The 21,941-nt window shown below is 60.3% G+C and carries 18 protein-coding genes; 10 read left to right on the forward strand and 8 right to left on the reverse strand.

Annotated features, from left to right (window positions below; genetic code table 11):
* Window positions 1-29 precede the first annotated feature (29 nt).
* The 3 genes from TU73_RS04060 to TU73_RS04070 form a co-directional block, all read right to left on the reverse strand.
* Complete coding sequence (locus TU73_RS04060) at window positions 30-2,303, reverse strand: autotransporter outer membrane beta-barrel domain-containing protein (RefSeq protein ID WP_057011098.1); 2,274 nt, start codon at window positions 2,301-2,303, stop codon at window positions 30-32.
* 218 nt (window positions 2,304-2,521) lie between these two features.
* A complete protein-coding gene (locus TU73_RS04065; protein WP_156421196.1) occupies window positions 2,522-4,525 on the reverse strand; it encodes a hypothetical protein in 2,004 nt (667 codons plus the stop codon).
* A gap of 143 nt (window positions 4,526-4,668) precedes the next feature.
* The gene (locus TU73_RS04070; RefSeq protein WP_057011100.1) at window positions 4,669-6,669 is read right to left on the reverse strand and encodes a hypothetical protein; all 2,001 of its coding nucleotides are present in this window, start codon (window positions 6,667-6,669) and stop codon (window positions 4,669-4,671) included.
* Window positions 6,670-6,895: 226 nt separating this feature from the next.
* Here TU73_RS04070 and TU73_RS04075 point away from each other — a divergent pair, with 226 nt between their 5' ends.
* The 5 genes from TU73_RS04075 to TU73_RS04095 all read left to right on the forward strand — a co-directional run bounded on the left by TU73_RS04075 (window position 6,896) and on the right by TU73_RS04095 (window position 12,071).
* A complete protein-coding gene (locus tag TU73_RS04075; RefSeq protein ID WP_057011101.1) occupies window positions 6,896-7,957 on the forward strand; it encodes a LacI family DNA-binding transcriptional regulator in 1,062 nt (353 codons plus the stop codon).
* An 85-nt stretch (window positions 7,958-8,042) separates the two neighbouring features.
* Window positions 8,043-8,825, forward strand: a complete 783-nt coding sequence (locus TU73_RS04080) for a sugar phosphate isomerase/epimerase family protein (protein WP_057011102.1) — start codon at window positions 8,043-8,045, stop codon at window positions 8,823-8,825.
* Window positions 8,818-9,759 carry a sugar kinase gene (locus tag TU73_RS04085; RefSeq protein WP_057011103.1) on the forward strand — a complete coding sequence of 314 codons (942 nt, stop codon included), beginning with the start codon at window positions 8,818-8,820 and terminating at the stop codon, window positions 9,757-9,759. The genes TU73_RS04080 and TU73_RS04085 overlap by 8 nt, the downstream gene beginning before the upstream one ends.
* Window positions 9,760-9,804: 45 nt before the next feature.
* Complete coding sequence (locus tag TU73_RS04090; protein WP_057011104.1) at window positions 9,805-11,097, forward strand: MFS transporter; 1,293 nt, start codon at window positions 9,805-9,807, stop codon at window positions 11,095-11,097.
* Window positions 11,094-12,071 carry an NAD(P)-dependent oxidoreductase gene (locus tag TU73_RS04095; RefSeq protein WP_057011105.1) on the forward strand — a complete coding sequence of 326 codons (978 nt, stop codon included), beginning with the start codon at window positions 11,094-11,096 and terminating at the stop codon, window positions 12,069-12,071. Before TU73_RS04090 ends, TU73_RS04095 begins: the two co-directional genes overlap by 4 nt.
* A gap of 466 nt (window positions 12,072-12,537) precedes the next feature.
* Here TU73_RS04095 and TU73_RS04100 read toward each other — a convergent pair whose 3' ends face one another.
* Window positions 12,538-14,196 carry a methyl-accepting chemotaxis protein gene (locus TU73_RS04100; RefSeq protein WP_414860411.1) on the reverse strand — a complete coding sequence of 553 codons (1,659 nt, stop codon included), beginning with the start codon at window positions 14,194-14,196 and terminating at the stop codon, window positions 12,538-12,540.
* A gap of 202 nt (window positions 14,197-14,398) precedes the next feature.
* Here TU73_RS04100 and TU73_RS04105 point away from each other — a divergent pair, with 202 nt between their 5' ends.
* On the forward strand, window positions 14,399-15,826 hold the full coding sequence (locus TU73_RS04105) for a nucleobase:cation symporter-2 family protein (RefSeq protein ID WP_057011107.1): 1,428 nt from the start codon (window positions 14,399-14,401) through the stop codon (window positions 15,824-15,826).
* Window positions 15,827-15,842: 16 nt separating this feature from the next.
* On the forward strand, window positions 15,843-16,304 hold the full coding sequence (locus TU73_RS04110) for an LEA/WHy family protein (RefSeq protein ID WP_057011108.1): 462 nt from the start codon (window positions 15,843-15,845) through the stop codon (window positions 16,302-16,304).
* 198 nt (window positions 16,305-16,502) lie between these two features.
* Here the strand turns inward: TU73_RS04110 and TU73_RS04115 are convergent, their stop codons facing one another.
* Window positions 16,503-17,429 (reverse strand): carbon-nitrogen hydrolase family protein, encoded by a 927-nt coding sequence (locus tag TU73_RS04115; RefSeq protein ID WP_057011109.1) that lies wholly within the window; start codon window positions 17,427-17,429, stop codon window positions 16,503-16,505.
* Between the two features lie 90 nt (window positions 17,430-17,519).
* Here TU73_RS04115 and TU73_RS04120 point away from each other — a divergent pair, with 90 nt between their 5' ends.
* Complete coding sequence (locus TU73_RS04120) at window positions 17,520-18,440, forward strand: LysR family transcriptional regulator (protein WP_057011110.1); 921 nt, start codon at window positions 17,520-17,522, stop codon at window positions 18,438-18,440.
* Here the strand turns inward: TU73_RS04120 and TU73_RS04125 are convergent.
* A complete protein-coding gene (locus tag TU73_RS04125) occupies window positions 18,412-18,666 on the reverse strand; it encodes a hypothetical protein (protein ID WP_003190904.1) in 255 nt (84 codons plus the stop codon). The genes TU73_RS04120 and TU73_RS04125 overlap by 29 nt on opposite strands.
* Window positions 18,667-18,830: 164 nt before the next feature.
* Here TU73_RS04125 and TU73_RS04130 point away from each other — a divergent pair, with 164 nt between their 5' ends.
* Window positions 18,831-19,151: an ElaB/YgaM/YqjD family protein gene (locus TU73_RS04130; protein ID WP_057011111.1), complete on the forward strand. Its 321-nt coding sequence runs from the start codon at window positions 18,831-18,833 to the stop codon at window positions 19,149-19,151.
* Between the two features lie 41 nt (window positions 19,152-19,192).
* Here the strand turns inward: TU73_RS04130 and TU73_RS04135 are convergent, their stop codons facing one another.
* Together TU73_RS04135 and TU73_RS04140 are read right to left on the reverse strand one after the other, a co-directional pair.
* Window positions 19,193-20,227 carry an Ldh family oxidoreductase gene (locus tag TU73_RS04135; protein WP_057011112.1) on the reverse strand — a complete coding sequence of 345 codons (1,035 nt, stop codon included), beginning with the start codon at window positions 20,225-20,227 and terminating at the stop codon, window positions 19,193-19,195.
* A gap of 203 nt (window positions 20,228-20,430) precedes the next feature.
* The gene (locus TU73_RS04140) at window positions 20,431-20,700 is read right to left on the reverse strand and encodes a PepSY domain-containing protein (protein WP_057011113.1); all 270 of its coding nucleotides are present in this window, start codon (window positions 20,698-20,700) and stop codon (window positions 20,431-20,433) included.
* A gap of 152 nt (window positions 20,701-20,852) precedes the next feature.
* Between TU73_RS04140 and TU73_RS04145 the strand changes: the two genes are divergently transcribed.
* Window positions 20,853-21,848 carry a FecR family protein gene (locus TU73_RS04145; RefSeq protein WP_057011114.1) on the forward strand — a complete coding sequence of 332 codons (996 nt, stop codon included), beginning with the start codon at window positions 20,853-20,855 and terminating at the stop codon, window positions 21,846-21,848.
* The last annotated feature ends 93 nt before the right edge of the window (window positions 21,849-21,941 follow it).

The raw sequence follows: 21,941 nt of genomic DNA on the forward strand, positions 1-21,941 counted from the left end.
AGCTTCCCCTGTTCGGGTGGATGAATGAATTAAAAGTCGTAACGCACGCCGAAGTTGACACCCCATGGCTGGTCGACGGTTTTACCACGTGTATGCTCGAGGTCCGCATGCAGCTTGACGTTCTGAGTCACCGACATCGCCACACCACCGGCCATTTCAATGCGCGAACCGAATACATCGTTGTTGAAGCGCTCGCCGTTTACCGTGACCTTATTGTTGTGGTTGAACTCATGGGCCAACGCAGTGCGCATGTACGGTTGCAACACACCACCGCTGTCCAGCTGGATACTCTTGCCTACCGTGACGCCAGCCTTGCCCACGACCGAGGCCGAACGGTCACCTTTGGCGTGCAGGCCATTGTCCAGGTCATAACTCTGGGCCTGGGTGATCGCAGCGTTGAGCTGCCCGTAGGGTTCTACGAAGTAGCCGTCATCCAGTTTGATATGCCGACCGACTTCCACCGAAGCCCCCACGGCGTTCTGGGTGTAGTTGCCCTTCGCTTTCTTGCCGTCGCTCATGCTCACGTTGACTTCGTTGTGCAAGCGGTTGAGCTTGACCACACCGTCGAAATACAGGCCGCTCTCGTCATCGAGCCACGTGGCATAACCGCCCACGTAGTAGCTGTCGACTGTACCGCCACCAGAACGATTGAGGTCGATATCGGAGGTGCTGTGACCGGCCATCACACCGGCCACCCACTGCCCGTCGCCGCCGTACAGCGGCGTGTCGATACCCAAGGTAAAGCCGCGCTGGTTCTGTGTGTAGCCACCACCATCCTGGTTGCCGCTGACCTCGTACTTGTTACCGTAGCCGCGCATCCAGAAACCTTCGTTGTTGCCTTGGCTGAAGCGCAGCTCACCCATGCGGGTACGCAACAAGGTCATCTCGCCGTACAACACCGTGGGCGAGGTGTTGAACAACGCCATCACGGCCTTGGTGCTGTTACTGGTACCACGACGGTTGGGGTCCAGGTACCAGTCGGTGTCTTCCTGCTTGAGCCCGTAGCTGTAGGCACCGACATCAACCGTTTCACCGACCAGGGCGAACTGTGCATCACCGCCCTCGGTGCGCACCACACGGATAGGCTCGGCCGTCACCAGCTCCGACCCCGTAGCTTCCAGCAACAGGCTGTGGTTACCTTCGGCGATGCCATTAACGGCCAGCAAGTCGGTCTGGCCGCTGCCAAAATCCGTGTGCATCACGAACGTGCCATCGCCCGACAGGCTGTCGACATCCAACTGGTAGAACTCATTAGGCCCACCAAAATGCACGCTGCCGCCCGCCATTTTCAGGTCGCCGACTTCGCTGTCGCCCACCAGTGCCCAGTGGGAGGCGTTGTTTACGCTTAACTCGGCCACGTTTTTCAGCTGGCCGGTCAACCACGAGCCGTTGTTGAGCTGCAACTTGGCGGCGCTGCCCTCCTCGACCACGACGTCACCGAACAAGGTACTGCCGTCGATATTCATGTTGGCGAAGGAGCCGCCGGTAACTTCGAGGATGTTGCCGTTGCCGCCCTTGAGGGTGGAGCCGTTGACCACCTCAATGTCAGCGTTGGTCGTGCCGTATGCATCCCCCTCCACCAGCAATGCCGCGCCGTTGCGCCCCTCAACATGGGAGCCGTCCAATACCAGGCTGCTGCTGTTCAAGTCAGCACTTTCATAACTCAGGCGCACACCGTTCTCGCCACCGGTGATGGTACTGCCGACTGCATTGGCAGAACCACCGTACAACAACACACCAACGCCGTCCTCGTCAGTGGCAATCACATCCGAACCATAAAAGTTCAGCTCGCTGAACGCCGTGGCCCGTGCACCGGTAGTAGAGCCCTGGATGACACTGTCGAATACAGCGGCGGTGGAGCCATCCTCGGTGAGAAAGTTGCGCGCCGCAGAGAGGCCGACACCGTTGTTATTGATGACAGTGCTGCCCCTGATGAGCGACTGGCTACCCACCAGGTTAATGGCGACGCCGGCTGAGCCTCTGGCTTCTACCATGGCGTTGTTCAGGTAGATTTGCGCACCTTGGCTGGCGTAAATATCTTGCGCCTTGGTGCCGGCATTGAGCGTCAGCGTACCCGCGGTGACGCGCGACTGCCGCAACTGGGCAGCATTGGCGGTCAAATGCGCGCCCTGGCCAATGACCCAGTCGTCGATCCGGGCCCCCGACTCGATCGTGCGCTCCATGCCAGGATGGAGGGTAGTGGTGGCATGGGAAAATGTGGCACCCAGCATCAGGAAGCCAACCGCGGGCACCTGGAGTGCCAGGGCAAGAGGATGTTTTTTGAACCGTGAGTTAATCGACATTGCATGTATACCCGTAAAGAACCTTCCCGAAAGGGAACGAATTGACCGGCACCAAGCGAGACAGGCCCAGGTCATGACGGGGCGCAGATTATTAAGAGATGGGTGAACAGGTATGTAGGATTTATCTGTGGTTGATCAGTGAACTTCCGACTTATTTTGCACGCTCATAAAAAAAAGAGGAGCAAGGCTCCTCTTTTCATTACAGCGCCCCGCTCTTTTCAACTGGGCCAAGGTGAACCATCGCAGTAAACAGGACCAGGTCGAATCCCCCTTACCCACAAAATAGCTTCGGCGGATGTAATGGGCGAAGGGAGACCCGTGAGCGGGACGGTGTAGGTGATATTGACCGACCCCATATCCGACGCTGCCTCATTGATAGGCTTCACATAGGTCGCATAGGGCCCGACGGGAACCGTGAAGCCCACTCTGGCTTGCTCGAAACTCAGCGGGCCGAAAGGAAAGCCCTTAGTCGCAGGTCCAATGGGGACAGCACCATCATTGTCACTGCAACCCGTCCAATTGAGCGTAATAATCATCCCAGCCTCCAGCAAATCGTGAGGCGGCACGAAAACATGCACTTCACGGTTAGCCCCTTGCAGCGCAGCGCATCCGATTTCTGCAGGTGCTCCGCCCGGTCCCGGTATTTCCGGTAATGCACCTGTGACCCTGGGTGCAGGGAACGCAATCACATTGGCATTGACGTTGACATCCTGGATAGGCGACGACGTACGGTTGTGGGTGCTGCTGAGCGCGATTTCATAACGCAGAGGGATGAGGCTATTGGAGTGTTTCTGGATATAAGGCCATGGAACAACCATATCGACAGCGTCACCAGGCATGGCCACGGTGTGATCCACCGACTTTCGATCAACCACCTCATTCTGGTAATACAGCACGATATCGAACGCCTGGGCCGAGGGTAGCGGTGCAGCGCTCCAGAGCGTGACCACCACGTCGGCGTCCATCAGTGCATCGTTCTCATCCAGCTCGTTTGTCGACCCTGAACCACGCCCTGTCAGTACCGGCAGTGGCAAATTCGGGTTGGTGGGTTCAGGATCCCAAGGGTTGACTGGGCCACCCACCTCCAATTCCATATCGATATTGGTCGCAGTAAGTACCCAATGCAGCGTGCCACCTCTGTTAACCGCATATTCCACTCGCAGGTTGATAGGCCCGCTGCTCGTGCCATACAAGGCAAGGCAAGTTGGGAAGTCCACGGGGAAATTGAACGGCAGCGGCGAACCACCCAAGGGGTAAGGCCCCACATCCCGCGTGCCATGGAGGGTGGTGAGCCGCACAAGAAATTGGTCAAGCGAGCGATCGGCGTCATAATTTGGAATAATCACGAACATCCCGCTGGAAGCTGCGGCATCGGCGCGGTCAAACAAGCGATCACCCACGCCCGTCAGCGAAATGGCGTCTCTGACACCCGCCGGGGTCAGCGTAGGAGCCGGCCTTAGCGCCACATTGATCGGAAGCTCGAACGACTTCTCGCTGATATTGCCGGCCACATCCACTAAACGGTACACCAGAGGTCGTGGGCCATCGGCTGCATCAGCCATGGCCTGGGTGAAAAGTACGGCTCTATCGGGGAACACCGCCCCCTCGGCGATCACCGTCAATGAATCACCGTAATACAGACGCCATCTGTCTCCAGGGTGGGCGCCCTCTGCGTCGTAGGCAGGGATGCCAAATGGCACGCCCCCAGGGTTTGCATCCAGGAGCGCCTGTGTGATGCTGCCCGTCCATCCAGGCGGCAGTGTCAAACGGCGAGGTCCGTCCGGGATGCTGTCATAGGGTGCGGTGCGGTCGATGACCAATGGAGCCTCACTGGAGCCAGAATCATTGCCGCCGAATGAGATGACCCTGTAACTTAGAGTGTGCGTGCCTTCAGTGAGAAATCGCCTCGCGATGTTTACCGTATGCGTGGTAGGTATGGGAGTGGTAAAAAATATGGGCTCACTGCTGATACGCCCACTTTGGAAATCACCAATATCATCCAGATGAATGTCCAGCGTATCGGGCCTTCCGGCGATGGTCGACGCTGGAGACCACACAGGAATCTCCACTTCCAGAAAGTTTTTATCCGCTGTTTCTCTTGATACCAGGCCTGGGTACATCGTCGGATCAACAAGACCTTCTACAGAAGGAGGGGGTAACACAATAGGCACCGCAGCGACACCCGTTGTTTTTTTAATGGGTCTGGCCTCTGTCTTTTTCATGTAACTTTTCTCCGCGCATAGTTTCTTTGTTTAATATTCAAAACCCTATTAAAACCACCCACCGTCTTTGCATGGGCGACGACCAGGCGTAATAAAAGCCGACTTCATTTACAACATCGAGGTATAACCTATAACCCCAATACTTACGGAATCACATGACTGTTATCAGTTCCTTCCCCCGCACAGCCCTCTTGTACATCATCACAAAATCCGACGTCTCCAGGCTGACAGATGCGCCCCGAACCCGAACTTATCCGGTCAATCCGGACTCGCCCAATATGGGAGTGTGCGATCAACGCGCCGCCGCGCCGGACGAAGTATTCAGCGGTTGCCGACGCGTAATTACGCATCGGTTCAATTTTTGTTTCCCACGGCCAAACCCTGACCGACTGGCCGCCCGGCACATAATTCACGGTGATGGAAAAGTCCGTGTCATCGATGGGCCCCTCCCAGTTATTCTCTAAATAACCTTGCCAAAAAAACTCGATCTCATCGCCGGGATCAAATCGGAAGTCATCGCGTATAAACCAATAAACACCGTGACAAATGGCAGGCTTTGATTCACAGGTGAGGTACCTGGCTGAACCGTGCAAACTGTGCTCAATCAACGGTGCATCAAAACGAACTAATGGCGCGGCATGAACATTAAGGTATGTATTATCTGACTGCTGTTCATTCACGCCATTACTGGTGGTGTAGTAGACCGGCAAGTCTATATAGTTCCCCCCATCGACAATCACACTGCCGGGCACGTCCGTGAATTGCACCGGCAGATCAAACGTATCCCCAGGCTGAACGGTATAGTGGGCGACCGGCCCGACGCTGTTCCAATACAACTCCAGCAACTGGCCAGCCACCGGGTTCTGGTAAAGGCGCACCCACACTTCAGCCCCGGCAGTCGCATCGCGAAAATCGAGTTCGTTGTGCAACCCTGAGCCCTTGCCAAACACGTCCACCAGCCCAAGCGTTGGGTTAAGCAATGCAGGCGCATTGGCGTGGTCTTGCCCGGCGACGGTTAAATCAACCCAGAAAAAACTCGACGGTGAAGGCACAGGAGGGCGGCCGACACGATGGATTTCGTAATGCACCTCCACCTCGGTGAGCGCCAGAGGTCCCGGGCCGCGCAAGATACTCCAAGGTATGGGGACCTCAGCCGGGAACCCCGTGATGGTTTGTCCAGGCAGCACAGGACGTCCGTCCCAAATCATCACAACGCTGTCGCCCGGCGCAAAATTATCGTACTCACTCGGAACCCGCGCCGTGACGACCGCTCGGGCGTCGTCACGTTTGATCAGGAAATCGATGTAGGCAGGAGCACGAATATCGGGCCGTGGCAGGTTACTCGGGGTGGCGGTGAGCAGGACCTGAAAATCCATCGGCGCGCTAAAGCCGGAAAAGTTGCCAGCGCGATCGTACAGACGGTATTGCAGGTAGGCCATGCCATTATTCAGGCCGCGAAAATGCTCTGCGGGTATCCTCAGAATCAGGGGGTCGGTAACCAGTGCAAACGCCTGGCTACCCGTCTGAACAGGAGGAAATGGCGGGGTATTATTGCTCAGGTAATAGCCGACTCGGTCCAGACCGGCACGACCGATATAGGCGGGCACTTCAACTTCGATGAACGGGTTGGCGGCCAACACGGCCTCGGTAATACCGGAAACCTCAATCGCCGGGTCAACGAAGCGTGCCTTGTCATCCGGGTCCTGAAACCTTGGGGGATTGTTGTCCACCGTCAACGTCCAGGCAAACGATGGAACCGGATCCCCTCCCCCATCGTCCACCGTATAGAACGCCTCCACCACGGCGTCGGTTTCCCGCATGTAATCGACGGGGACGTACAAGGGGTAAGGAAAAAGCGCAGGGTTGAGCGGGCCGGTAAATGTCTGCTGATCTGCCCGGACGTCTACACCGCGCACACGCCACCACAGCGTAAGGGTATGGGTCCTGCCAATTCCTGGGCCAGGCGCCCATTGCGGAACGCGACACTCCAGAGGCATCAACGATACCGGCAGCGGAATCAACCCCTCCGGGTCCGTCGGGTCAACCCCAACGACCTCATCAAAAACGGGCAATACCCTGGCCTCACCGCCGGAGCCAGCCAGTACATGGGAATTGCGTGCAGAGGCCTTTTCTGAACGGGTCATGCGGAGTTCCTTCTGGTGATGCCTGGTCAGAATTAAGCACTCAATAGCCCGCCTCGCCTACTGTCAGAACTAACAGGTACACCCAGCCATTCATCGGTTAATTAACGGGCGCACGCTGTGTATGCTCGCAATCGGCGCTTGACTAGGACGACTGTCCTGGTGTCTTCTGAAACCGGTTTCAGCTGTATGCCGTCACCGACCACACCAATAAGAAAGGCCCGCTACCGTGACTTCATTCTCCGCCGCCCAGCGCAGCCGCGTGACCATGCTCGACGTCGCCGAGCGCGCGGGCGTGTCCAAGGCCAGCGTGTCGCGCTTCATCGGCGATGACCGCGCCCTGCTCTCCGATGCCATCGCCCTGCGCATCGAACACGCCATCGACGAACTCGGTTATCGTCCCAACCAGATGGCCCGTGGCCTCAAGCGGGGGCGCACGCGCCTGATCGGCATGCTGGTGGCCGATATCCGCAACCCCTATTCCATTGCAGTGATGCACGGCGTCGAAACCGCCTGCCGCCAGCACGGCTACAGCCTGGTGGTGTGTAACACCGACCGCGATGACGAGCAGGAGCGCCAGCACCTGGCAGCGCTGCGCTCGTACAACATCGAAGGGCTGATCGTGAACACCCTCGGCCACCACCTCGACCAACTGCTGGAACTGCAACGGGAAATGCCCTTGGTGTTAGTGGACCGCAAGGTCGAACCGCTGCACAGCGACCTGGTGGGCCTGGATAACCCAGCGGCGGTGTGTATGGCGGTGGAACACCTGGAGCAGCAGGGATACCGCGACGTACTGCTGGTGAGCGAGGCCACCGATGGCACCAGTTCACGTCTGGAGCGCCTGCAGAGTTTCACCACCGAGATTGCCCAGCGCCCAGCGTTGACAGGTGCCGTGGTTGAACTGGATGGCGAACTGGAGAACCGTCTGCAAGCCTTTCTCGCCAAACCCGGCCCCAAGGCACTGTTCTGCGCCAACGGCGTGGCAGCACTGGCCTGCACCCGTGCACTCAAGGCGCTGGGCTGCGATCTGTTCGGCGAGGTGGGTTTGATCGCCCTGGATGACCTGGACTGGTACCCGCTGGTGGGTAGCGGCATCACCGCCCTCGCCCAGCCGACGCAAGCGATTGGCGCCAGTGCTTTCGATTGTTTGCTCAAGCGCCTGCGCGGCGATACCGCCCCCACGCGTACCCTGGACTTTTTACCCGAGCTGATTGTTCGCGGCTCGACTCAATCCCCTGTGGGAGCGGGCTTGCTCGCGAACGCGATAGATCAGCCACTCTTGCGCTGACTGACACACCGCCTTCGCGAGCAAGCCCGCTCCCACATTTTTGTTCTGCGTATAAAAATGAAACCGGTTTCAGAGGTAAACAACAATGCATAAGTACCCCGTCTCCATCAGCCTTTCCAGCTACGGCGCCGAGCTTGTGCGCCAGCAGGGCCAATTGAGTTTTGTCGCCTTGCTCAGCGCAGCCGGCGCCCAGCGCATCGAATGGCGTGAGGAACTGCTGACCAGCGAACACCCCGCCACCTTGGCCCAGGCCGCCGCCGAGCAGGGCCTGGACAGCGTGTTTTCGTCGCCCCTGGAACTCTGGGTCGCCGGCCGGGCCCAGCCGAATGCCGAACTCGCCGCAACCCTGGACCGTGCCCAGGCGTTCGGTTCGGGCTGGCTGAAAGTCTCCCTCGGCTACTTCACCGACACCAACGATCTGGAAAGCCTGCACGCCCTGCTCAATCGCCACCCGGTCAAGCTGCTGGTGGAAAATGACCAGACTCTGCACGGTGGGCGCATCGAACCGATGCAGCGGTTTTTCACCGAAGTCGAACGCCTGGGCCTGCCGGTGAAGATGACCTTCGACATCGGCAACTGGCAGTGGCAGGACCAATCCGCGCTCACCGCCGCACGCCTGCTGGGCCGGCATGTGGATTACCTGCACTGCAAGGCCGTGGCCCGTCGCCCGGACGGCAAGCTGGTGGCCTTGCCACCCGGCGCCACCGACCTGCATCTGTGGGAACAACTGCTCAAGCACATGACTCAAGGTATTACCCGGGCGGTGGAGTTTCCGTTGCAGGGCGATGACTTGATCGAGGTCACCGCGCAGCAGGTCGCCACCCTCGCCCACCTTGGCCAACCCCGTGTGGAGAATGCCCATGTCTGAGATCGATATCCTGTCGTTTGGTGAAACCATGGCGATGTTTGTCGCCGAGCAGACCGGCGATCTGACCCAGGTCGGGCAGTTCCACAAGCGCATTGCCGGCGCCGACAGCAATGTCGCCATTGGTTTGTCGCGCCTGGGATTCAACGTCGCCTGGCTGAGCCGGGTGGGTAACGACTCTCTCGGGCGTTTTGTGGTCCAGACGCTGAGCAAGGAGGGGCTCGATTGCCGTCATGTAGCGGTCGATCCGCTGCACCCCACTGGTTTTCAACTCAAGTCCCGTGAAGAAGCCGGCGCAGATCCCCAGGTGGAGTACTTCCGCAGAGGCTCGGCGGCCAGTCATTTGTCGATCGCCGATATCAGCCCCACACTGCTTCAAGCCCGTCATCTGCACGCCACCGGGATTCCACCGGCATTGTCGGAAGCCACCCGTGAACTGTCCTTCGAGCTGATGACGCAGATGCGCAAGGCCGGACGCAGCGTATCGTTCGACCCGAACCTGCGTCCCTCCCTGTGGGCCAGCCAGGCGCAGATGATCCGCGACATCAACGCCCTCGCCGGCCTGGCCGACTGGGTATTGCCCGGTCTGAGTGAGGGTCGCCTGCTCACCGGTTTCGATGACCCGGCCGACATCGCCGCGTTCTACCTCGACCAGGGCGCTGAAGCCGTGGCGATCAAGCTCGGCCCCGACGGCGCCTATTACCGCACCCACATGGACCAGGGTTTTGTCGCGGCAGTCAAGGTGGAAACCGTCGTGGACACCGTCGGCGCCGGCGATGGTTTTGCCGTGGGCATGATCAGCGCGCTGCTGGAAAACTCAAGCTTCCCCGAGGCGGTGCAGCGCGGCAACTGGATCGGCAGCCGCGCCGTGCAGAGCCGTGGCGATATGGAAGGCTTGCCCAGCCGCAGCGAACTGCCCACACGATCCGTTGCTTGACCCATTACCTGTTGCCACAACTACAACAAGCTCAGGAGCAACCCCATGGAAATCGTGAAACTCGCCACCCGCCGCTGGTGGTACATCATGCCCATCGTTTTTATCACTTACAGCCTGGCCTACCTGGACCGCGCCAATTATGGTTTTGCCGCCGCCTCCGGGATGGCCGAAGACCTGATGATCACACCGGGCATGTCCTCGCTGCTCGGCGCGCTGTTTTTCCTTGGCTACTTTTTCTTCCAGGTGCCGGGGGCGATCTACGCGCAAAAGCGCAGCGTCAAGAAACTGATTTTCGTCAGCCTGATCCTCTGGGGCGGCCTTGCGACCCTCACCGGCGTGGTCTCCAACGCCTATATGCTGATCGCCATCCGCTTCATGCTCGGGGTGGTCGAAGCGGCAGTGATGCCGGCGATGCTGGTGTACCTGTGCCACTGGTTCACCCGTGCCGAACGCTCGCGGGCCAATACCTTCCTGATCCTCGGCAACCCGGTGACCATGCTGTGGATGTCGGTGGTCTCGGGCTACCTGGTGCAGCATTTCAGCTGGCGCTGGATGTTTATCATCGAGGGCCTGCCGGCAGTGTTGTGGGCGTTTATCTGGTGGAAGCTGGCAGATGAAAAACCCGCCGACGCCAAGTGGCTCAGTGAACAGCATAAAAAAGACCTGGAAACCGCCCTCGCCGCCGAACAGGTGGGGATCAAGGCAGTGAAGAACTACGCCGAAGCCTTCCGTTCGCCCAAAGTGATCATCCTCGCCCTGCAATTCTTCTGCTGGAGCATCGGCGTGTATGGCTTCGTGCTGTGGCTGCCGTCGATCCTCAAGGCCGGCTTGCAGATGGACATGGTCGAGGCCGGCTGGCTCTCGGCGCTGCCCTATCTGGCGGCGGTGATCGGCATGTTGGTGGTGTCCTGGGGCTCGGACAAGCTGCAAAAGCGTAAGCGCTTTGTGTGGCCGCCGTTGCTGATTGCGTCCATCGCCTTTTACGCGTCCTACGTGTTGGGCGCGGAACATTTCTGGTGGTCCTACACCCTGCTGGTGATCGCCGGGGCGTGCATGTATGCACCCTATGGCCCGTTCTTCGCCATCGTCCCGGAAATCCTGCCGGCCAACGTTGCCGGGGGCGCCATGGCGCTGATCAACAGCATGGGCGCGCTGGGCTCGTTCGGCGGCTCGTACCTGGTGGGCTACCTCAACAGCAGCACCGGCTCGCCCGGCGCTTCGTACCTGCTGATGAGCGGCGCGCTGCTGCTGTCGGTGGTGCTGACGATTTTCCTCAAGCCCGGCGCCAGTGACCGCTCGCCGGCGCCAACCCTGGAGTTGAAGGTAAAAACCTCATGAAAAAGTCCGTTGTGTTGTACAAGAAACTGTCCGCGCCGCTGATGGCCCGCCTGCATGAGCAGGCCGAGGTCACGCTGATCGATGCACTGGATGAGACCGGCCTGGCCAAACTGCGCGATGCGTTGCCCAGCGCCCATGGCCTGTTGGGTGCAAGCCTGCGCCTGGATGCCCAGTTGCTCGCCCTGGCACCCAAGCTGGAAGCAGTGGCCAGCGTCTCGGTGGGCGTCGACAACTACGACATCGACTACCTGACCCAACGCGGCATCCTGCTCAGCAACACCCCGGATGTGCTCACCGAAACCACCGCCGACACCGGCTTTGCGCTGATCCTGGCGACCGCCCGGCGTGTGGTCGAGCTGGCCGACATGGTGCGTGCCGGACAGTGGAACAAGAACATCGGCCCGGCGCATTTCGGTAGCGATGTGCATGGCAAGACGTTGGGTATCATCGGCATGGGCCGCATCGGCGAAGCCTTGGCCCAGCGCGGGCATTTTGGCTTCGGCATGCCAGTGATCTACCACAGCCATTCGCCCAAGCCTGCGGTGGAGGCGCGCTTTGGCGCGCAGTACCGAAGCCTCCAGGACTTGCTCAAAGAGGCGGATTTTGTCTGCCTGACCCTGCCGCTGACCGCTGAAACCGAGAAGCTGATTGGCACTGAAGAATTCGCGCTGATGGGGCCGGAGACGATATTTATCAATATCTCCCGGGGCAAGGTGGTGGATGAGGCTGCGCTGGTTGAAGCGTTGGCGCAACGCACCATCCGCGCGGCGGGGTTGGATGTGTTCGAGAAGGAACCGCTCAGCCACGACTCGCCGTTGCTGCGCTTGAACAACGTGGTGGCGACGCCGCATATCGGCTCCGCCACCCATGAGACGCGGGAGGCGATGGCCAAGTGTGCGGTGGATAATCTGCTGCAGGCCTTGTCGGGTGAGCGGCCGCAAAACCTGGTGAACCCGGCCGTCTGGAAACAGTGAACCCATGTGGGAGGGGCGGTGCGACGATTCGACTTGCCCCCGATGGCGGCCTGACAGCCGACCTGGATCTTGGATTAGACCGAGTACATATCCGTTGCTGCGGTAACGGCCACTTAGGGTTACGCCCTTACGGCGTGTCACTTTTGTAAAGGCACAAAAGTAACCAAAAGGCCTTCGCCCCAACACTCGGCACCTCGCTTAGGCTCGGTGTGCCCGAACGCAGGCTTGAATCCGTGGGCCGCCGCCACGCGCCATCCATGGCGCGGGGCGGCTAACCCGGCGTCCTGCCGGGTTACCCACGGATTCAAGCCTGCGTTCGGCCAGCGTGTTTGACGGGGCGCCTGAGATCAAGATCAAAAACCACAGCAACAGCAACAGCAACAGCGCAAGAGCAAGCAGTTGTGTAGATACCTATGGCTATCGGGGGCAAGCCCCCTCCCACATTTCGACGGCATTCCAACGTAGGTCAGATAACGAACCGCGCCACCATCCCATTCAAATCCACCGCCAACCTCGACAGTTCATGGCTGGCTGCGCTGGTCTGGTTGGCGCCCGCCGCTGACTGGGTGGCCAGGTCGCGGATGTTGACGAGGTTGCGGTCCACTTCGCGGGAGACCTGGGCCTGTTCTTCTGACGCGCTGGCGATTACCAGGTTGCGTTCGTTGATCAGGCTGATGGACTGGGTGATCTGCTCCAGCGCCACGCCAGCGGCGCGGGCCATTTCCAGGGTGGCCTGGGTACGTTGGTTGCTTTGCTGCATGGACTGCACGGCTTCACCGGTGCCGTTCTGGATGCCGGCAACCATCTTCTCGATTTCCTGGGTCGACTGCGCGGTGCGATGGGCCAGGGCCCGCACTTCATCGGCAACCACCGCAAAGCCACGCCCGGCTTCGCCTGCACGGGCCGCTTCAATCGCGGCGTTGAGCGCCAGCAAATTGGTCTGCTCAGCAATGGCGCGGATCACGTCGAGGACCTTGCCGATATCCCGACCTTGAGTCGCCAGGCCTTCGATCATCACCGCAGTGGTTTGCACATCCTGGGTCATGGTCTGGATCGCGCCGACAGTGTCCATCACGCGGTCGCGGCCTTCGCGCGCCGCCTGGTTGGACTGCCCGGACGCCTCAGAGGTGGAGACAGCATTACGCGCTACTTCTTCTACCGCCGCCGTCATTTCGTTGACAGCTGTGGCGGCCTGATCGATTTCATTATTCTGTTGTTGCAGGCCGCGGGAGGCTTCCTCGGTCACCGCACTCAGCTCTTCTGCCGCCGAAGCCAGCTGCGTGGCCGAGCCGGCGATATGCTGGATGGTCTGGCGCAGGTTGGCCTGCATGCTCGACAAGGCGCTGAGCAAGCGCGCAGGTTCATCCTTGCCATCGTCCGCAAAGGTTTTGCTGAGGTTGCCGGCAGCAATGGTCTCGGCAACTTCCACGGCTTTGCGCAATGGCGTGACGATGCTGCGGGTCAGCAGCCAGGCCAACAGCACCGTGAGCAATGCGGCCACCACCGACACTGCCACCACCCCCGTGATTGCACCCTCGTAACTGTCCCCAGCCGCCGCGTCAGCGGTTTTCGCATCCGCGGCGTTGAGGGCGATCAGCTTGTTCAACTGCTCGCCCATCTGGTCGGTGCCGTCCTTGATGCGGCTGTTGATCAGCACGCGCATTTCATCGACCTTGCCTTGCTTGGACAACACCAGCATGTCGGCCTGGGCCTTCAGGTAGTTATCCAGCGTTACGCTGAAGGTCTTGTACAACTCTGCCTCTTGCGCCCCCATCGGTAACTGGACGTAATGGGCCTGGGCAGCCTTGACCTTGTCGGTCAGCACGCCGATGCGGGTTTCGGCTTCCTGCAGGGCAGCCGGTTCGCGGTTGACCAACACCCGGAACGACAGGATGCGCATACGCAGTACGTTTTCAGTGATGTTGCCCAGGGACGTCACGCTGGGCAGCTGGGTTGCGCTCATGTCCACGGAAGACTGCCGGATCTGCGTCATGCGGTTGACCGCAAACACCCCCAGGATGACCACCAACAATGCAATGAAGGCGAAACCGAGAAACGCACGAGGGGCGATATTCAGATGACGAAGGGACATAGGGTTGCTCTCAGAAGTAGTGTTTGCGAGCATCCCTGCCGCGAAACGATCCGTCAGCGTCAACGCGCTGGCCAGAGACCTTGGTCACCACTGTTGTCGTTTTAATGTGGGCCTATATTCACTATCGGCCGCGACAGGGGTTTTGCGCAGGGTCTTTATTAATATTTTTTTACACTTCTGACGGCTGGCCGTTTCTGGCATTCTTCGCCTCCATTTTCCGACCCGAGCCATCATTTTGTCTGACGCTCAAGCCCCCCGCCCGCGCTATAAATCCGACCTGATCTATGGCCTGGAAGACCGCCCGCACTTCACCGCCGCGATATTTGCCGCCCTGCAGCACGTCTTGGCCAGTTTCGTCGGCATCATCACCCCAACGCTGATCGTCGGCGGCGTACTCGGCCTGGAAAGCGAGGTGCCGTACCTGGTGAGCATGGCGCTGTTCGTCTCGGGGCTCGGCACCTTCGTGCAGGCACGCACGTTCGGGCCGGTGGGCTCGGGCCTGTTGTGCCTGCAAGGCACCAGCTTTTCGTTTATCAGCGTGATTCTCAGCGCCGGTTTCATGGTCAAGGCCCGGGGCGGCGGCACCGATGAAATTCTGTCGACGATCTTTGGCATCTGCTTTTTCGCCGCGTTTATCGAGGTGGTGCTGAGCCAGTTCATCGGCAAGCTGCGCAAGCTGATCACCCCGGTGGTCACCGGCACCATCATTACCCTGATGGGCCTGTCGCTGATCAAGGTGGCGGTCACCGACATGGCCGGTGGCTATGGCGCCAGCGACCTGGGCGCCGCGGGCAATATGGGCCTGGCAGCGCTGGTGCTGCTGACCATCGTGGTTCTCAACCGGTTCAGCAACCCGTTCCTGCGCCTGGGTTCGATCGTGATCGGCCTGAGCCTGGGTTTCTTCGTCGCGTGGTGGCTCGGCCGGGTCGACATGGCCGCCCTGCCCCAGGTGCCACTGATCAGCGTGCCGGTGCCGTTCAAGTACGGTTTCTCGTTCGACTGGGTGGCGTTTATCCCGGTGGCGGTGATCTTCCTGATTTCACCCCTGGAAGCCGCCGGTGACCTGACTGCCAACTCGATGATTTCCCAGCAACCGGTCAAGGGCCCGCTGTATATCAAGCGCATCAAGTCCGGCCTGTTGGCCGACGGCCTCAACTCGGCGATGGCTGCTACTTTCAACAGCTTGCCGATGGTGACCTTCGCCCAGAACAACGGGGTAATCCAATTGACCGGCGTGGCCAGCCGCTACGTCGCCTATTTTATTGCCGGCCTGCTGGTGCTGCTGGGGCTGTTCCCGATGATTGGCGCGGTGCTGCAACTGATGCCCAAGCCAGTGCTGGGCGGCGCAACCCTGATCATGTTCGGCACCGTGGCCGTGGCCGGGATCAAGATCCTCGCCGAAGCCGGCCTGCATCGGCGCAATGTGCTGATCGTGGCAATCTCCCTGGGCATGGGCCTGGGCGTTGCCGCCGTACCGGAAGTACTGCGCGACCTGCCCAAGGCGCTGCACAACATCTTCGAGTCGCCGATCACCGTGGGCGCGTTCTGTGCAATCCTGCTGAACATTTTCCTGCCCGAAGAGTTCATAGAGCTGGAAGAAGATGAATTCGATCCGGAGTCTTCTACCCTCAAGGTCATGCAAGACCCCGACGTCACGACATAATAGGAGCGCCTTTCATATGCGTAAGCTCATGGTTCTATCGCTGTTGCTGCTGACCTTGAGCGCCTGCGCACTGTTCCCCAACCGTGACCCGGTCAACATCAACGTCGTGGGCATCGAGCCGCTGCAAAGCCAGGACCTGGAAGTGCGCTTCGCGGTGAAGCTGCGGGTGCAGAACCCCAATGAAACCGTGATCGACTACAACGGTGTGGCCCTGGACCTGGAGGTCAATGGCCGACCGTTGGCCTCAGGCGTGAGTGACCAGGCCGGCCGCATCCCACGCTTCTCCGAGACGGTGCTGATGGTGCCGGTCAGCGTTTCGGCGTTTTCGGTGTTGCGCCAGACCCTGGGCCTGAGCCAGACCCAAAGCCTGAACAACCTGCCCTACGTGCTGCGTGGCAAACTGGCGGGTGGATTGTTCGGCACCATGCGTTTCGTAGAGCGCGGCACGCTGGACTTGCCCAACACCGCCACTTGGTAAGGCTCATGCAACCGACACTGCTGTCGCGGTGGCGCGCCCACGGGAGACCTGGAGAATCATCCGCGAAGAATGGCTGAAAACCAGATCCTCCAAATGCTGAAGATACTCTGGGCGGGGGCTTGCCCAAATGCCGAACAGTTGAGGCTTTTTGTAGGAGGGCGATATAGGACTTGCCCCCTCCCTCATTTTTTACAGCGTTCAGTCAGTGACGAAACGAACGCCGGGCTTGGCGCGCTCGTCCACGGTCAGTTCAAAAATATCCGGCCGGGCGTAGTGCCCCACCACGTCATAGTCGTAGCGCGCCCGCACCAAATCATCCGTATCGATCTGCGCCGTCAATAACCCCGCCTGCCCGAGCAACGGCCCAGCCAGAATGTCGCCCATGGGCCCGACAATCACGCTGCCACCGGCAATCAACGGACGATCTGCGGGCCAGTTGGCAACCTCAACACCCAACGCCTCTGGCGATGCCTGCACCTGACAGGCACTCACGACAAAACAGCGCCCTTCATGGGCGATATGGCGCATGCTCACCTGCCACATCTCGCGCTCGTCCACCGTGGGTGCACACCACACCTCTACCCCTTTGGCGTACATCGCGGTACGCAGCAGCGGCATCATGTTTTCCCAGCACACCGCGCCGCCGATACGTCCAACTGCCGCGTCGATCACCGGCAGCGTCGAGCCATCGCCTTTGCCCCAGATCAGCCGTTCGGTACCGGTCGGCATCAACTTGCGATGCTTGGCAACCAGGCCGCCCACCGGTTCGAAATACAACACTGTGCAATACAGCGTGCTGCCACTGCGCTCGATCACACCGAGTACCAGGCTGGCACCGGTGCGCGCCGACAACCCGGCCAGTGCCTCGGTCTCCGCGCCCGGCACATCGATGGCATTGGCAAAATACCGCGCAAACGCTTCACGCCCTTGGGGCAGTCGATAGCCCAACTGCGTACCGAAGCTTTCGCCCTTTGGATAGCCGCCCAGCAACGCCTCGGGCATGACCACCAATTGCGCGCCACTGCGCAAAATCTCATCTTCAAAAGTCAGGATCTGCGCGAGGGTTTCAGCCTTGCCACTGGGCAAGGAACCAATTTGCAAGGCAGCGACGGTAGAAACAGGCATCAGGATCACTCCGATAGTGGGGGTTGCCCATTCTCCGGCCAGGCTCGATCATGAATAAAGCCCACTTCAGTGCTAAATGATATGAGCCAAATGAATATCGCACAGGTCGACCTTAACCTGCTCAAAACCTTCGAAGCCCTGCATGACGAGTCCAGCGCCAGCCGCGCAGCGTTGCGCCTGGGGGTGACGCAATCGGCGATCAGTGCCGGCTTGCGGCGTTTGCGCGAGGTGTATGGCGACCCATTGTTTATCCGCACTGGCCGCGGCCTGGCGCCGACATTGCGCGCCAATCAGTTGAAACCGGTGATCAGCGAGGCGTTGGATCGCTGCCGGCAGAGCCTGGCGATGATCAACCCGGATAACCTGCACTACGAGGGGCGCTCGGTGGTCTTGGGGCTGTCCGATGACTTCGAGGTTGCTTATGGTCGCCGACTGATGGACGCCATCGCCCAGCGCCTGCCGAAACTGCGGGTGGTCTTTCGCCAGACCCACAGCCAAATCGTCGCTGGCGCCCTGCTTGACCGCAACCTGGACCTGGCCATCACCGCTGGCGGTTTTGCCGAGCGCAGGCTGAGTCGACAGGTACTGGGGGAAGGTAATTATCGCTGCTTGATGGACCCATCCAGCCTGGCGCCCGGCCAGCAACGTATCGACCTTGAGGAGTTCGTCGCACGGGAGCATGTGCTGGTGTCGTCGGGCGGGTTTATCGGCATTACCGACGAAGGCTTGGCGGCGCAGGGCTTGAGGCGCCAGGTGTGTGCGTCCACCAGCCACTTCGCCGCGCTGCCGTACTTGCTCAAAGGCAGCGCGGCGGTGGCGACGATTCCCGGGCATGCGGCCCAGGCCATCGCGCAGATGACCGGCCTGCAGGTGCTGCCTTGCCCGTTGGTGCTGCCGCGCTACCCGGTGGAGCTGGGCTGGCGCACCCAGACCCAACTTGATCCGCTGTTGCTCAAGGTGCGCGAGGCGGTTAGGGCGTGCTTTACTTCGCCGCCGCCATCAGCTTGTTGACCTCACTGCGCACCATGTTGGAAAACTCCGGCGGCGACATGCCGTCCAGTTCGGCGCGCACCCATTCGGCCCACTTGCCCTTGCGCTTGGCACGCTCGCCGAACAACCGCGCGGCTTCGCCCTTGGCCTTGCCCAGGTTGGTTTGCCACAGGTCGTAGAGGCGGGACTTTTCATCTTCCAGCTCGGCGCGTTCGGCGAGCGTCTTGTTGGCGAGATTGAAGCTCATATTGAATTACCTGCTGCACAAATAAGTGACATCTTACACTGTAGGTCTAACGTTCCCGATCCGGATTTTGCCCCAGATGAACGCCGGGGAAAATAACTGCAACTTTTGCCGCTGCCCGACACTCCATTGTTCACTGTCACATTCACCTGCAAGGAGTCACCCCAATGGCCCGCAAAACCGCCACCCAAGCTGCCGAAGAACAAATCAAGGACCAAGCCTTCAGCGAATTGACCGCGCTGATCGAGGAGTCGGACAAATTGCTCAAAAGCAGCGCATCCCTGGTGGGCGAAGAAGGTGAAACTCTGCGCGAGCAGGTCGCCATCAAGCTCAAGCAAGCCCTGGACTCGCTGTCCAGCGTGCGTGAACGCAGCAAACCTGTGGTCGATGCCACCGAGACCTATATCGGTGGTCACCCATGGCAGACCGTGGCGATCTCCGCCGGTTTCGGCCTGGTGGTCGGCCTGTTGCTGGGTCGCCGCAACTGATCCATGGCGTGGCAGCGGCCTACCGCTGCCACGCCATTGTTTCAACCCGCCAGCTCGCGCAACTGCTGCAGCACCTCTACCTCCAACACGATCCCCTCCTGCAACGATTTCGCCCGCGCGCGATGCCGCCGATCCCCCGGTAGCCGCCGCAGCCCCGCCGCATGCATCTGCCGCACCAGTTCCTGGCTGCGCTCGGCGAAGCCCTGCCCTGCCGTTTTTGCCGGATCGATCACGATCAGCAACTGGCCGGTCCAGGGTGTGCGGGCGCCGGGGTGGTTGGACCAATCAAACTCAAAGGAAAAATTGCCGCCAGTCAGGGCCGCCGCCAACAGTTCGACCATCATCGACAGCGCTGAGCCCTTGTGCCCGCCAAACGGCAACAACGCGCCGCCCTCAAGGATGGCCTTGGGGTCCTGGGTCGGCTGGCCCAGGCTGTCGACCCCGGTGCCCAGGGGCAGGCGCTCACCTTTGCGTGCGGCAATCTGCACATCGCCATGGGCAATGGCGCTGGTGGCCAGGTCAAACACAATCGGCGGGCCATCGGCGCGGGGTGCGGCAAATGCAATGGGGTTGGTGCCGAACAGCGGCCGATCCGCGCCGTGGGGCACCACGCAGGTCATGCTGTTGACCACGCTCAGGGCTACCAGGCCTTCCTCGGCGAAGGGCTCCACATCCGGCCACAGCGCGGCGAAGTGGTGGGAGTTGCGAATCGCCAGTAAGGCGATCCCGGCACTGCGGGCCTTCTCCACCAACAGGCTGCGCGCTGCCGCCAGGGCCGGTTGGGCGAAGCCGTTATTGGCATCCACGCGTACAAACCCGGAGGCGACATCCTCGACCACCGGCACCGCCTTGCCGCTGACCCAGCCACTGCCGAGCGTCGAGACATACCCGGGAATACGGAACACCCCATGGCTATGGGCGCCGTCACGTTCAGCGCTGGCACAATTGTGCGCGAGCACCAAAGCCACCTCGGGCGACGTGCCATGCCGGACAAATACCTGTTGCAGCAAGGTCACCAGTTCGGTGAACGGGATCGAGGTCGAAGCCGTGGCGACTGTCGGAGACTGTGCAGACATTTGAAGCTCCGTTTTTATGATTGGAAGGGGCAACGAATGGACATCCAGACCGTCGATTAGACACCACGCACAGCGCTCGCTGTCAACTTGCCCCACGGCTCTGAGTACCACCGGGGCCAAAACCCTGGTTGAGGCGCGTCAAATTTTCATGAGTAGGGGCGCATGCTGGATGTGGGAGCCTGAGTAGGCCCCCAGCGGGTAGATCAGTCTTTCTGGTCGCGCAGGACATTGCCGGAGGCGCCGTCGATACGGGCTTCATAGACAGTGCCGTCGGACTTGCGGCCTTTGACTTCCCAGTAACCGTCGTTGTCGGCTTCAGCCGAATAGACCTCGATGTACCCAGCCTTGGTCTTCGCCACTTCAATGGCCTTCTCAATAGGGATCCAGCCGGCGCCCGGCTTATCGGCCAGGGCGGCGCCAGCGCTGAGCAGCGCGGTGGTTGCACACAGGGCGACTAAGGTTTTCTTCAACATATTCGTACTCCATTGTGGGAATGCCGGACACTTGTCCTGATATTTTAGGTATTACCAAATAAGAATAAGTTCCAATTGATGTGCAATCGCCATGATGGCGGTTCTCGCCGCCTGCCTCGGAGGGTTAGAATGCGGCAAACCAGGATGAGTCAATGAGCGAAAAGCCCCTTTCAGACGCCGAATACGATGCAATCACCGACGCCGCCGCGCATTGGTGCATGCGCCTGCACGCCGCCGATTGCACGGCGAGCGAACGTCAGGCTTTTACGCAATGGCACGATACCCATCCGCTGCACGCCTTCGAATATGCGGCCATGCTGGAAATCTGGGAGGTGGCCGATCACCTGCCCCGCCCTCCACCTGCCCCGACGGTAGCCCCCGTCAAGCCACGCAGCCGGTTACGCAACTACGCAGTGGCCGCAGCGGTGTGCCTTGCCGCATTGCCGCTTGCGGCCTTTACCGGCTGGGAAGCCGGTTGGTTGCCCAGTTCTTATGAACATTTCGAAGCAACCAATGGCCTGGAAAAAATCACCCTCGGCGATGGCAGCCAAGTGGAGTTGAACCTGGGCACCGAGCTGGTCTACAGCCACTACAAGGACCAGCGCCGGGTCACCTTGAAAAAGGGCGAAGCGTTCTTCAAGGTGACCCACGACCGTGAACACCCGTTTATCGTGCGGGCCGGCGAAGGCCAGGTGCGGGTAACCGGTACCCAGTTCAACGTCTGGGAATACGACGAACAGGTGCGGGTGATATTGCTGGAAGGTTCGGTGCAGGTTTCCAGCGACGCGGAGCACGCCAGTGTACCGCTGAGCCCAGGCATGCAGGCCAGCTTTCGCCAAGGTGACGATACCCCGCAAGTCGCCGCCATCAGCCCCGATGACAGCGCGCTGGCGTGGCGCCAGGGCAAGCTGGTGCTCGACAACCTGCCCCTTGCAGATGCGCTGCCGCTGATCAACCGTTATCTGAAAACGCCGGTCATGCTGGCAGACGCCGGTACCGGCAAGATCCGCATCGGTGGTATCTACAATATCAACGAAGTCAGCAACCTCGTTCCCTCCCTGCCCAAGGTGCTGCCGGTCTACCTGACCCAGAACCAGGACGGCAACCCCGTACTCAATTCCATCCCAGGTAAAACCCCCAAGGGCTGAGCCCCCATGCGGGGGTGGGTTCACTCATGCCCGCAGTCTCAGTTTTGAAACACCTCCCGCCCCTGAATCGCCCGCTTTGTGCGGATTCATCCA

The organism is Pseudomonas libanensis, from assembly GCF_001439685.1.
In the GTDB taxonomy this organism is placed as follows: domain Bacteria; phylum Pseudomonadota; class Gammaproteobacteria; order Pseudomonadales; family Pseudomonadaceae; genus Aquipseudomonas; species Aquipseudomonas libanensis.